Source organism: Streptomyces sp. NPDC017520, assembly GCF_044329855.1.
Taxonomy (GTDB): Bacteria; Actinomycetota; Actinomycetes; order Streptomycetales; family Streptomycetaceae; genus Streptomyces.
In genome coordinates, this window is sequence record NZ_JBIRKB010000002.1 from 701,883 (window position 1) to 715,665 (window position 13,783).

3 protein-coding genes (1 of these 3 running past the window's edge) are annotated in these 13,783 nt (G+C 74.2%); all 3 read right to left on the bottom strand.

Annotation, left to right across the window (positions count from 1 at the left end; all coding sequences use genetic code 11):
- Tightly spaced (at most 32 nt apart), the 3 genes in view from ACH4KB_RS07100 to ACH4KB_RS07110 form a layout consistent with a single transcriptional unit that may run on beyond the window.
- A protein-coding gene (locus ACH4KB_RS07100) for a lonely Cys domain-containing protein (protein ID WP_398064411.1) crosses the window boundary here: on the bottom strand, nt 1-12,944 show its start. Its footprint begins 24,919 nt before the window's first position; the window shows 12,944 of its 37,863 coding nt (coding positions 1-12,944); its start codon is at nt 12,942-12,944; the stop codon falls past the left edge of the window.
- Nucleotides 12,945-13,310, bottom strand: coding sequence for a hypothetical protein (locus tag ACH4KB_RS07105; protein WP_398064413.1), 366 nt, complete (start codon nt 13,308-13,310; stop codon nt 12,945-12,947). It lies immediately after the preceding gene.
- Nucleotides 13,311-13,342: 32 nt separating this feature from the next.
- Entirely contained in the window at nt 13,343-13,777 is a 435-nt protein-coding gene (locus ACH4KB_RS07110) for a YbaB/EbfC family nucleoid-associated protein (protein ID WP_398064414.1), read from the bottom strand.
- Nucleotides 13,778-13,783 lie beyond the last annotated feature (6 nt).

The following is a 13,783-nucleotide window of genomic DNA, read 5'->3' on the forward strand; positions in this document are numbered from 1 at the left end:
GTGATCTCCGCCCGCCCCTCGGTGATCCGGCCCCGCACCGTGGTGAGTTCCGTCGTCACGGTCGCGGCGGTGCGGCGGGCGGCCGTGTGGGCGCGGTCGGCGTCCCGGTGCGCGGTGGTGGCGGTGTCCAGCATCCGGTCGGCGGTGTCCAGCGCGGTGAGCGCGCCGGGCTGCCGCCGGGCCAGCCGCCCCTCGCGGTAACGGGCCGCCGCCTCGGCCCGTACGGCGTCGAGGTGGACGCCGATGGTGTCCGCCACGTTCTGCCATGCCTCGCCGGTCGCCGCGGTGGTGTCGGTGAGCGAGCCGTCGGCGGCGAAGGGCCAGATCCGGAGCTCCTGGCCGGTGCGGATGACCAGCTCGACCGGCTTCCCGGTCCGGGCAGCCGTCAGGGAGCCGACGAACAGGGCGCGGGCCAGTCGGGTGCCGTCCGGGTCCGAGCCGAGCGTGAGCCACAGCTCCGCCGACGCGTCCTGCTCGTCGATGGCGTCCGCCAGCACGTCCGGCAGGTCGGTGACCGGGTGCTGGGCCCAGTCGCGCAGGTCGTCCGCGTCCTGGTCGGCGAGGATCGCGGGCAGGTCGTAGATCTGCGGGCCCGGTCGCGCCGGGGTGACGCCGAAGCCGAGGACGTCGCGTTCCCAGAGCCGGGTGGTGGAGCTGCCGGTGACGTACCGGACGCCGTCGGGGCCGTTGACCTCGATGACGGTGTCGACCAGGGTCTCGTAGGTGCGGGGGATGCGCCGGTCCGCCGGATCGCTGGTCGCCCCGGTCCGCAGCCGGCTGAAGGAGAAGGCGGAGGCGTTGCCCCCCGACGAGAGGGCGTGGGGCTGCTGCGCCGCCAGGGGGAAGGTCACCCCGAGCACCTGGCGGCTGCCGTTGGCCAGGCTGTAGGAGCCCTGCTGGTTGAGGACGAAGGAACCGGCGGCGGACGAGGCCACCGCCGCCGTGCGGTTCTGCCGGCGGACCCGGTCGATGGCGACGTCGCCCGCCTCCGTGACCGGTCGCGGGTTGTGCAGGGATATGCGCACGGACGGTGCGGTGCCGGGGCTCTCGACCGGCCAGCTGCCGGGCATCACGCCGGTCAGGCCCGCCGCCGTGCGGGAGGGGTCGAGGCTGATCTCGCCGGCCTGGATCAGCTCGCCGAGCCGCGCGGCGACGGCCTCCGCCGAGGCGTTCGCGGGCAGGCCCCACGAGGCGGCCATGCGCGGGTCGACGTCGTGCAGCGCCTGCGTCAGCTGCGGGGCGGCGTTGTAGTCGTACACGGGCGTCGGGCCGGTGGTCTCCAGCCGGACACCCTGCGGGAAGGGCGTGGTCCCCTGGGCCGCGGCGTCGGCCGCCGTGAGCAGCAGCGGGTCGCCGCCGAGCAGCGCGGGCCGGCGGGGACCCTCGTGCTGCCTGGGCTGGTCGGCCTCGGAGGCGACGAACCGCAGTGCCGTCGCCGCCGGTACGGAGACCCGGCTGACCGGGCGGCCGCGCAGCAGGCGCCCGACCCAGCCGCGGACCCGCTGCGCCGTGTCCCCGTCCAGGCCTGACAGGTTGAGCAGGCCGGCCTGGAAGAGGGCGCCGGGAATGTTGGCCGGCCACTGCCACACGACCTGGGAGCGGACGGAGGCGGTGTAGCGGTAGTCGACGGCGAAGTCGGCGACGCTGCCCGACCGCGTCCAGAAGCGGTCCTCCGTCGCCACTTCGGAGCGGGCCGTACGGGCCCGGGTCTCGGCCACCGCCAGGGACGGCCCCGCGCGGTCCGTCCACCCGGTCGCGCCGGGGCGCGGGTAGCGGGAGACCGGGTTGACCGTGCCCTGACGGATGGTGGTGGTCCCCGTTGTGGTCACCCTGGACTGCGGGGTGTGGGTGTCGACGTGTTCCAGGCCGGTGCCCGTGGCCGCCCTGCGGCCCCGCAGGCCGCGCAGGGCGGGCGTCTGGAGAATCGGTTCGGCGGTCAGGGCCACTTCGACCAGGCGCGCCCCGCCGAAGGCGACGTGGAGGAAGTGGAAGCGCACCTGCCCGCCGGGGCCCCGTCCGGGCAGGGCGCGCAGCGCGGCGGGCTCGGTGACCCGGGCGACCTCGGTCGCCACGCCCGACAGGTAGGAGGCGTGGGCGGGGCGGACGACGCCCGGCGCCTCGTTCTCCACCAGGTCGGTCAGCTCCTGGCGCATCCGGTCGCGGCGCTCGTGGCGGTTGGTCGTGTCGTCGAGCTGGGTGACCGACAGGACGGTCGCCTTGCCCAACTGGCGGGTCCGGGCGTACCGGTCGGGCAGCGGGACGTCGAGCGGGTTCGGCGTCAGGGCGGGGATGCCGGGCATGCCCTGGAACCAGGCCGCCAGTTGGGCCACGGCCTGGGCGGGGGCCAGGTAGGTGACGGCGCGCGGCAGATCGATGGCGACCGTGACCGGGGCGAAGGCCCCGAGGCCGACGGTGTTCCCCGCGATGTTGCGCACCCCCCAGCGGACGGTCATCAGCAGCGTCAGGTCGTTGCCGATCCACAACGTGTCGCCGCTGTGCTCCGTGGCGTGGGTGATCTTCGTGCCGGACCCCACGGTGGCGGTGCCGTCGGTGCGGCGGGACTGGGAGTAGCGACCGCCCGGGTTGGCTTGGTGGACCAGCAGCTCGGGCGGGGTCGGGGCCGCCTGCAACGCCGTGAGCTGGAGGTTGCCCTGGTGGGTGACGCCGACGCCGCGCTGCCGGCCGGCGGTGTCGCCGCTCAGGACGTCCTGCTCCGAGTAGAGCGATTCGGAACCGAGTTGGCGGGGGTTGGAGAGGTAGCCGGTGACCTCCAGCATCATCACCTGGTCGGCCGCCATGCCGGGCAGCGTCAGCCCCTCCACCACGTAGGCGCCGCCCAGGATCTGCGGGGCCCTGGAGATGAGCTGGCCGGGCCTGATCGCGTCCTGACGGGCCTCGGCCGCCAGGGTGCCCCGGTCGTTCAGGGAGGCGCCCGCCACGGCGACGGAGGTCCACTTGTAGGTCGCCGCCGCACCGTCCGTGGACGTCTTGGCCGCCCAGACCACCGGTGCGGCGGCCCAGTTGACAGCCGAGCCGGCCCGGTTGACTGCGCCGGACAGGCTCGCCGGGAGCGCCTCCTTCACCGCGGAGCCCCGTCTGGCGGTCTCCGTGGCCAGCCCGGACAGCGTCGCGGAGGCGCGCTGGACGGCGCGCCCGACACGGCCCCGGCCCGGACTGCCCGGGTAGGTGCCGGCGACGATCTGCCGCAGGGCCGTCATCAAAGCGGTGGTGCCTCGGAAGGTGTCGACGATGGCGCCTTCCGGGAGCCTGGTCAGGCCGGGCAGCGGACGGCCGCGGTCGTCGACCAGGGCGAGGCGCCGCCGGTCGTCCGTCGGCCCGCCGTCGGTGACAGGCTGCCGGATCACCTGTGCCGGGCGGGGCGCGGGAGCCGGGGCGGGCACGGAGGCCGGGGCGGGGACGCGGGTGCGGTAGTGCGGCACCAGCAGTCGGACGCTTCCCGCGACGGTGTGTGCGGCGGCGACCTGGAGCTGCATCTCCAGGTCGTCCTCCGCCTCGGCCCGCACCGGGTTCCCGTCGGCGTCGGTCTCGGCGAACCGGACGAACGGGTCCTCGTCGGTGCCCTCGTACAGGTCGAGGCCGAGCCTGGCGGGCACCTCGAACAGTTCGCTGCCGTTCCGGGTGGTCATCGTGAACTGGTCGTAGCCGACCTGGCCGGCGGTGGAGGAGGCGTCCGTGAGCTGCCGGGTGCCGAGGTAGTCGGGGGCCGTGTTCAGCCCCCAGGAGCCGCGGGCGATGGGGGCGTTGAGACCGCCGCCGCCTCCGAGGGCGCCGCTCAGCGCCGTGCCCCGCTGGCGGGCGCCGCCGGACTCGTACGAGCTGGAGCCGACGTGCAGCACGTCGGGCAGCCGGCGGGTGTGAACGGCGGGGCGCGAGGTGTCCCGTGCGGCGGAGAGGACCAGCTGCACCCGGCGGGTGCCCGAGACCGCGTTCGGCCGCTCGAACCAGACCGACTGCCCGCCGTCCACGGCGTCGGGCGCCGACGAGGCGAGACCGAAGGTCGAGCGCATCTGCCGCAGCCGTCGCAGGTTCTCCAACTGGGCCACGACGAGCGGCTCGTCCAGCCGGAACGCCGCAGCCCTGTTCCGGGGCCTGACGGGCGGCAGGAACCCCTCCCTGCGCAGCCATGCCTCGGCGGCGGTGAACAGCGGGTCCGCTCCGTCCACCTTCAGCGGCGTCTCGGTGTACCCGATGCTCTCCAGGTTCTCCAGGTGTTCGGGGAGTTCGCGCAGTTCCTCGGGGGTCGGGCGGTGGCCCGCCATCGTGGCGCGCTGGGCGATTCGCAGCCGCAGGCCGTCCGACCACGGCCCGAAGGTGCCGCTGACCCGGCCTCCGCCGGCCCGGTGCAGCGTCGCGGTGTAGGCGACCCGCCCGCTGGTCAGCAGATGGCTGCTCTTGGTGCGGAGCCCGTGCATGAGCGTGGCGCTGCTGACGTTGCTCAGCTGGTCGGTCAGCTGCCAGTTGACGGCGGCCTTGCCCATGAGGTTGCCGCCGAAGGACGAGGCGGCGGCGGGGTGGCCGGGGGTGTGGTCAGTGGTGAACGCCGGTCCGCCGGCCCCCTCGACGCCCACACCGCTGGTCAGCTTGGCCGACTTGTCCACGCTGGAGGCGTGCGAGAACCAGGTCTCCAGCGTGGACTTGCCGTCGGCGCTCTTGCGTATCGGCCGTCCCGGTTCGATCACCGCGGTCAGTTCCAGGACGCCGACCGCGTTGCCGTCGTCGTCCAGGAGAGTCGGCGAGAACACCCCGCCGTCGCGCTGGAGGTGCGGGGTGCCCTGGAGCATCCGCTGCGAGAGGAAGCTCTCCAGCGCCCGTTCCGAGTCCTCGTCCAGGTCCCGCAGCGCCGCGAACGTGTCGTCCTGGAGCAGTTCGGTCAGCAGGCGCCGCGGTTCGGCGACGCTGTCGCCGCCCCACAGCGGCAGGTCGTCGACATCGCCGGGCTCCGGCAGCGCGGTGGTGTCGTCGGCGTCGAAGGCTAGGTGCTCGTGGAACCAGATCGTGAGGGCGCCGTGCGACTGCTCGGGCTGCCAGTTGTCGGTCTCGCCCTCGCGGGGGGTGTCGAGCTGGATCTGCCACCGCCCGTCGACGTCCATCGGGTGCGCGGGCTCCTCGGCCTGCTGCTTGCTCGTGACCAGGAAGGTCTCGCCGACGGTCACGGACTGGGTGAGCTGGTTGTGCGTCGCGGACACGTTGACGGTGCTGTCCCACCACCGGAGCGCCCCGGCGCGGTCGTCCGGGAAGATCCCGCTCCACGGCACCGAGCCGGTACGGATGTTGCCCGCGCCCTCCACGTGCGAGGAGGACTGCCCGCCGCCCGCCCTGGCCTCGACCCCCATGTCCGGGACGGTCGGCGGGCGCCGGCCGGTGTTGCTGCCGTACTTCGTGGACCGCACGGGGTCGGCGTGGGAGAGGCGTACGTCCACCGCCCGGTCGCGGCCGCCGTGCCGGAGCGTGATCCGGTGCCCCTGGCGGCTGCGCAGGTACGGCCGGTTGAGCTCGATCTCCTCGGCGCTCAGCACGTCCTGGAGCTGGGTCAGCAGCCGCTGTCCGTCCGCGTCCTCCGGGGCGGCGCCGAGGGCCTGGACGATGCTCCGGTGCAGTCCGTCCAGGACGGTGGCGGGAGTCGGCTCGTGGAGGACGAGGCCGACGTGCCCGTCGTGGCGCCGGCCGTGGTCGCGTACGTACTGGGAGAGCACGGTGGGCGCGACGGCGGTGGACGTGGTCGCCACCGCCGGGGAGGATTCGGTCCCGGGCGCCCGCCCGGTGAACGTGTGGAGGGAGCCCTGCTGGGCGGAGGCTCCGGGCAGGGCGGCGGGCCGCCGGGTCTGCCAGTGGTCCGGCCGCGTGGTCGTCCCCTCCGTCAGGACGATCACGTTCCGACCGCTCGACGGGTGCGGGACGGGGGCGCTGGGCAGCTCGGACAACAGCGTCGTCCGGGCCGTTCCCGCACGCCCGGCGATGTGCTGCGCGAGCCCGCCGGGGTTGGTGTGGGCGCCGATCACGAGCAGCGGGGCGCGCAGGGCGATCTGCTGGTGCACCCGGTCGTGGCGGAGCAGGGCGGCGATCTCGCTGCCCGGCACCCAGCGGCTGGAGCCGTCGGGCCAGGGCATGGACACATGGCCGTTCGTGCTGTCCGCGTTGAGCACGTACGCCTTCGTGGCCGATCCCGGCGGGGCGTCGGGCCACGGCGCCGGGTGCGGGGTGGCGCCGTCCGGGCCACCGTCGGGCGAGACGAGGTACCCGTCTGTCGCGATGTCCCCGGTGACGGGCCGGCGGGTCCAGTCGCGGCCGGTCGGCACGCCGTCGGCCGTCAGCCGGGTGCTGTCGTCGAGGGCGCCGTGCCGTACGAGGTCCCAGGCGGCGAGGTCCGCCGGGTCGGCGGGATCGAACCCGGAGACGGTCGCGCCGGCCATCAGCCACAGCAGCCGGTCGCCCGCCTCGTCCGCCGTCGGGTCGGCGGAGACGGGAAGGTGCAGCGCCTTCTTCGCCAGGGCCACGAGGTCGGTCACCGACCGCAGGGCCTCGGCGCCCCTGACCGCACCCCACACCAGCCGGCTCACGTCCGCACGCGACACCGCGGCCGCGTCCGGCAGCCGCAGCACGTCGGCGGCGAGCGCGGCCAGATCCCGCCCGGCCAGGCGCTTCAGCGCCCAGTCCAGCGACGGCAGGGGCGTGTACTGGTGCAGCGTCAGCCGCCCGGCGGCGGCCTCGTCCTTCTTTCCGGCGGCGTCGATCAGGACCCGCCGGACGTCGTCCCGGGACGGCGGGTCGTTGCTGGTGCGCCGGTGGCGCGCGTGCGTGACCAGGTGCAGGTGGTGCAGCGTGAACGGCCCCATGACGCGCAGATGCGGATCGGCCCGGCGCATGTTCTCCAGGGCCCCGATGCCTCTCAGCAGCGCCCCGAACTGCCCGTCCGAGGCCACGTCGGCGCCGAACGACCGCCGCAGGGCCTTCACCAGCCTCAGCGTGGTGTCGAGGACGTCGGCGGGGACCGGCCCGTCCCCGGTGTGCAGCCCCGCCGTCCGTGCCAGGGCGGCCAGGGCGGCCGGGCCCGGTTCGGGAAGCAGCAGGCGGCGCTCGCCCTGCTCGCCCGAGGGGCTCGCCAGCGCACCCGCCTTCGGGGTCGCCGCGCGCATCAGCACATGGACGCGGTCCACCGCCATGACCCCGGCACCGCTGCCGTTCGCCACGCCCTGCGCGTACGAGGTGGCGCCGAGGACGTCGAACACGTACGGGGGCTCCCCCGCGTCCGACAGGTAGGGCAGGTCCTCGGCCGTGGCGTCGGCCCAGCACGATCCGAGGTCGATGACGGCGTTCGGGCCGAGCTTCCGCATGCTCGGCCGGCGGCGGATGTACCGGCCGCTCTCCTCCCCGTCCACCTGGACCGGTGGGCGGCCGTCGGCCACCTCCATCACGCCGCGCAGCGGCATGCCGTGCTGCGCGAAGTGGTAGACGGGCCGGCCGTTCTCCAGTAGCGGGGCCGGTTCGCCGATCACCCCCTCCGACACCGGGTCGAACGAGACGAACTCGGTGATCTCCGACATGGCTTCGAGCATGGGCTCGTTCGTGACCAGGTCCGGGTCGGACATGGTGACGCGGCCGAGGGACCGGCCGTCGTCGCCGATGGTCCGCGTCTTGATGGCGGCGTCGGGGAGGATCGTGCCGTCCAGCGTGGTCACGAAGCCTGCCTCGGCCACTCCGTCGGGACCGAGGTCGTCGGCGTCGCTGCTGAACCACCCGCCCAGGGGCCGGCCTTCGGACCGCCGGTTCTCGACGACGATCCGCTCGACGCCGGTGGTGGGGTCGGTGACCAGACCGACCTGGCCGCTGTGCGCCCAGACGCCGTCGCGGCCCGTCCGGAACGCCAGGGTGCGGGGCAGGGCCAGGCCCTGGTCGCCGCCGTGGGCGAGCACCAGGACGACGGGTGTGCCCGCCGGAAGTCCGGTGATCCCGGGGTCGCGGGCCACCAGCTCCGCGAACTCCTGCCAGGGGACGCGGATGTGCCCTTGTCCCCAGGGGAGCATGACGTGGTCGTGGCCGCCGTCGGCCACCACCACGTACGCGCCGGTGCTCGCGTCCCACAGCGGATCGAGCGGCCCCTGGAACTGGTCGTCGCGGCGCTGCCACACCTGGGTGGTGTCCACCGGCCCCACGGGCCGCCCGGTGAGGTTCAGCCCCTGGTAGGCCCCGTTCGCCGCCGTGATGTGGCGCGCGTGGTCCAGCGCCCCGCCGGTCGCCAGGTGATAGGCGCCGAGCGCGTCGACGCTCGACGACCACCCGGCGGCCATCGCGTTCTCCACCGTGACGAGGAGCCGGGCCCTCTGCCCGGCCGAGACCTCGGCGTCGGCGGGCAGGTGCAGCACGCGCCGGGTCAGGGCGTCGGTGTCCAGGGCGCTGCCGGGCTCCTCCCGCAGCGTCAGCCGCTCCAGTTCGGCGGTGGCGTACGCCTGCGCCGACGCGGGCGCACCGCCCGGCAGCCTCGTGGGGAGGCTCAGTTCACGTCGTACGCGGGCGGCCGTCTCCGTACCCGACACCGCGTCCGCACCGTGCGCGGCGAGGTGCTGGGCGACCTGCCGCACGGCGTCGAGATAGTCCCCGCGCGCGTGGCGCGAGTCGGCGAGCACGGGGTGCAGCTCGAACGGCAGCACCAGCGATGTCGCCCGCCGCCACGCCTCGGCCGGGTCGGTGCCGGCCGGTGCTCCGGCGGCCCGGAACGCGTCGAGCGCGAAGTCCTCGTAGGCTGCGTGCCAGGTACGACGGGAGGCGCGGGCCGCGATGCCGTCGAGCGCCTCGGACCAGGGGCCGGGCCGGTTCATCAGCAGGCGCACCTGCTGGACCGGGTCGGTGATCCCGCTGTCCTCGAAGCGCGCGGAGCCGTTGAGGGCGGCCTGGAGCGCGGGGCTCTGGTCCGGCGTGACACCGGCGGCGGCCAGCTCGTCCGCGGTGATGAGGTCGCCGGGCGCCGGGCCTGGCGGGTCGACGGGCAGGTCCTCGGCGGTGACCAGAGCGGCCGTGAGCCGCCGTTCGGCGTCCGTACGGTGCACGCGCGGCACGATCGCCGCGACCGCGGCGTCGTGGGCGGCGTCCGCGCCGAGGTCGCGCAGTCGGTCCAGGGCCGCGTCGAGCCGCCGCTGCGCCCGGTCGACGTCCTGCCACGCATCGTACAGCCGCGCGGTGTCGTCGGTGCCGCCCCGGCCGCTGGTCACCCGCTCGTCGAGCGTGCCGACGGTGCGGACGGCTCGGTCGAAGGCGGCTACGGCGTCGTCGTGCTCCCGGCGGGCCGCGTCGACGGCCTCGTCGACCGCCGCGGTGCCGGGGAAGGCCAGTAGGGCCGGATCGTCGGCGGGCGCGGTCTCCTGGTCCGTGCTCCGGCCCTTGCCCTTGCCCGCTTCCGGAGTGGGTCCCCGGCCGTCGCCCCGGCCCTCGGTGGTCAGGGGAACGGCGGCGGGCGGGGCATTCTCGGCGTCCTGCCGGACGGCTTCCTGTCCGGAGACCGGCCGGGCGTCCCGGTCCGCGTCGGCGGCCGTGGCAGGGGCGGACGCGGGCGCGGTGGTCTCCGACTGCGTGCCGCTCTCCGTCGGCGCGGAGGACGCAGTGCGGAAGGGGACGGCCGCCGCGACCGGCGCCTGGGGGTCCGCGGTGCCGGGTGCGGGCGTCCGCAGGGCCTGCGCCGGGTCGTCGATGCCGCTCGCGGGTCGGGTGCTTCTCGCGGTGAGCGGGTGGTCGACGACGGCGGCGCTCGTGACGACGGACTCGACCGCCGCCAGGAAGTGCGGCGGAACGGCGGGACCGGGCGTACGGGCGTCCGCGTCGCTCTGCCGCACCAGGCGGCGCAGCAGCGCCTCGGCCGCCGGGCCCCGGTCCGGTACGCCCGCGTAGTTCAGCAGGTGCTGGAGCACCGCGGCGTCGTCGCGGGTCCGACGCTCCGCCGCTTCCTCCGGCGAGGCGGCCGGATCGGTGCTGTTGAGACGCCAGTTGAGGTGGTCGGACCCCTCCGGCCGCGCGGTCCGGCTCAGCTCGACGGCCTCGGGGTGGTCCGGCGCGGCCGTGAGCGTGAGGTCGATGTGGAGCTGGTCGCCCGATCCCGGGAGCTGGAGACCGTGGTTCACGTGTGCGTCCAGGAGTGAGCGCATCCGCTCCTGGAGGGCGTCCAGTTCGGCGTGGGGGAACCCTTCCCCCGTCCGGATCGGCAGGTGGAGCGAGACGTTGCTCAGCCAGCGTCCGTCGTCGGCCTGGATGCGCTGGACCCAGGCCCGTACGGGGGTCTCCGGGCCGTCGAGCGGCGTCGGGTCGGCCGGGGTACGGCCGGGGTCGGACGGCGGGTCGATGCGCACGGCGGTGGCGGGCGCGTCGGTCCGCCCCGCCCGCCACTGCTCGGGCCGCACGGGATCGGCCACCGGCACGGCTGGCTCGGGTGCCGGGCCGGCGGGGAGGCCCGTCCCGGCCCCGGCTCCGAGATCACCGGTGACGCCGCCCGCGCGGTCGTCCGTCGCACCGTCGACCGGCAGGTCCGAGGAGGTGCGTACGGGCTCCGGCGCGGCCGGGGCGTTCTCGGGCCCGGTCGCGCTCCGTCCGCCTCCGGGTGCGTGAGCGGTGTCGTCCGTCCCGGTGCCACGGGGCCGCGGGGCGGCCGGGCTCTCCGTGCCGTCGGCCGGGACCGGCCGGCCCTCCGTGTCTGCCTGGTCCGTCTCCTGCTCGCCCGGCAGGCCGCCCGCATCGCCGGGATCGGCCGCACCGTTCCGGGTGGGCTGCTGCGAGGAGCTCCCCGTCCCGGAGGAGCCCTGCTGCGAGCCCTGCGGGGTGCCCTGCTGTGTGCCCTGGTTCCCGGCTGCCGGCGCCGGGGTGATCGGTCCGGCCGAGGTGGCGAGGGGCGTGGGAGGTGCCACGGCGTCCGCGTCGGCCGGGTTCGGGGCGCCGTCGGGCCGCTGGTGCGCGGTCTCGTCGAGGCCCGGCTGCCCGCCGGTGTTTCGGCCGCCCGTGCCGCGTCCGGGGGTCTCGTGCGCGTTCTCGTCCTGCTGCCGGCCCCCTGCGGTGTCCGCGTCCGCCAAGGCGTCGTCGGGGAGGCCGGCGCTGTCCGAGCCGTTCGAACCGCCGATCGGGCTCGGGCCCGGCGCGGTGGACGAACCCTTCGGCCCGGTGAGGTTGTCGGGGAGGTCGTTCGTCGCCCCCGACCCGTCCGGAGACGTACCGGGCAGCAGGTCGGGCGCCAGTTCCGGCGTCAGGTCGGGTGTGGTGTCCGGGGTCAGGTCGTACGAGGTGAGGTCGGTGCCCGTCCCGGGCCCGGAGGTGCGCCCCGACGTCGGCGGGGGCGTCAGCGGCGTGGTGTCGGGCAGGGACGAGGACGGCAGCGTGGAGGGCGTGGACGTCGAGGGTGAGGGCAGCGACGACGTGGGCGGCGGCAGCTGGGGCAGGGGCGATCCGCTCGTACCGGTGAGGCCGTTCGAGCCGGTGAGGCCGTTCGAGCCGGTGAGGCCGTTCGAGCCGGTGAGGCTGTTGGACCCGGTGACGCCGTTCGGACCGACCACACGGTTCGGACCGACGATGTCGCCGGGGTCGAAGACGCTGTTCGGGCCGGTGACGCCGTTCGTACCGTCGGTGTTGCGGGGGGTGAGGTCGGTGGGGCGGGTCAGCGCGTCGGGTCCCGCCTTCGGCAGGGTGTTCACGCCGACCGGGGGCGAGACGGCCGGCGGCGGCGTGTACGTGGGGGGCGGCAGGACGCCGATCCCGCTGCCCGGCCCGTTCGGCAGGTCGGCCGAGACCGTGTTGGGGAAGGGGGTCGCGGGGCCGGGGGTGAACGGGTTGGTCCTCGCCACCGAGGGGCCCTGGACGTCCGGGCCGCTCGCCGGGCCGCCGGGCTTCTCCGACCCCGACGGCCCTCCGTCGCCGCCGCCCAGGATGCTGTCGGGGCCCGGCAGGTCGTTGATGTCGGTGAACCGGTCGTTGTTGAAGTAGTTGTTGTAGATCGAGAAGGCGCCCGCGCCGACGGCCAGCCCCGCACCCATGTCGAACACGGTGCTGGTGCCGGAGCCGACGAACGTCTCCCACTTGAACTCCCACTTGTCGTAGAAGGCCCCGTTGATGATGACTTCGGCGGTGCTTTCGGCGGTGGCTCCGACGACGAAGACGGTGACCACGGTGGGAGGGCCGTTCACCAGTCCCTTGAACAGCAGACTGTTCGGGTCGATCTTGAACTTGCTGAAGATGTCCCCGAGGAGGTCCTTGAAGTAGTTCTTGATGGGCTTCAGGAACTTGTCGAAGATCTCCATGAAGCCGGCGGTGAGCGCGCCGAAGGCGGCGGCGACGCCGACGTCCTTCCAGTCCACTCCCCCGGGCTTCCGGCCTCCCGGGTTCAGCGCGATCTGCGCCAGCCGGACCGCCAGCGTCTGGATGGCCTCCTGGATGGCCTCGCCCAGGGTCGGCGCGATGTGCGACATCCGCAGCAGGCGGTCGATGATGATGAGGATCGCGAGCTTGCTCCGGGCCCGCGCCAGGAACATCTGCGAGACCGACGCGCCGCCGGTGAACGCGATCAGCGCCGCCAGGATCGCCAGTTCGGCGATCAGCATGATGATCTCGGCGATGATCTCCCACTTGGACGCCTGGATCTTCTGCGAGTAGTCCACCTGACCGTCGGCCAGTTCGTCGAGCTGGAGCAGCAACGCCTGGATGGGGTCGGTGCCGGTAGGTGCGTCGGTGAGCATCCGCACACTGTCGATGTACGGACGCGCCACCTCCGGCGGCAACGCCGCCTCCACCATCTGGATCGTCTCGCGCGAGGCCGCGCGCAGATCGATCAAACCCTTCTGGAGGGCCAGGTAGAGCTCACGACTTTCCCACGCCAGATTCTCCCTGGCCTGCAGGGGCATTTCGCCCAGCAGGATCCAGAGCATCGTCCGGACGTCCGGCGGAAAGTCGATCTCTTCCACTTAGTGCCGGCCGCCCTGGGAGGAGTCGCCCGGCGTGTCCATGCTGGACATCTGCCGGTCGATCTCGTCACGTGCGTAGCTCGAAACGCCTTCGATGTGCTGGCCGTTGGCCCAGACCGCCTGGCCCAGTGCCGTGAACGCGCTGCCGACGGCCCTGATGAGGTCCAGGCACGCCTGGTTGTTGGCGTCGTACTTGGGCAGCACTTCGAGGGCGAAGTCGTCGCTGTAACCGGCCCAGCCACGGTAGTTCTGGATGTCGGAGATGAAGTTGTCGCCGATCTTGGCCGCCTGCGCGGGCAGTTGCTCCATCATGTCGCTGGCCCGGCGCAGTTCGCCGGGGTTCGCGGTGAACTTCCCTACCGCCATGAGTGCCTCCCTCTCGTCCGGTGGTCCGTACGTCAGTCCTCGTGGATCTCGTCGTGCAGGCGGGCCGACGAACGCCTCCCGCCGCCGTGCGAGTCCTCCAGGGCCGAGCCGAAGGCCCGGTCCCAGTCGATGTCGATGCCTCTGATGCCCGTGGCCCGGCCCGTGGTCCGGGTCAGCGGCTCGAAGGCGTCCATCACCTTGCGGGCCATCTCCGAGCGGCCCTCCTGCACCGCCTCCATGATCGAGGCGGCGAGCTTAGGGCCCGTCATGGACCGGTGCCGGTTGTCCGGGAACTTCAGCCCCGTCAGCTCGCCCTGCGGGCCGACCGTCACCTCCACCGCGCGGTCCCGCGATCGGGCCGACGCCGAGGACTGGCCGAGTTCGCCCTCAGCCCGTGCCACGGCCTCCTGCACAGCCGTGAGTTCGGCCATGGCCTCGGCCAGCTTCTTCTCCATCGATTCGCTCAACAGTCG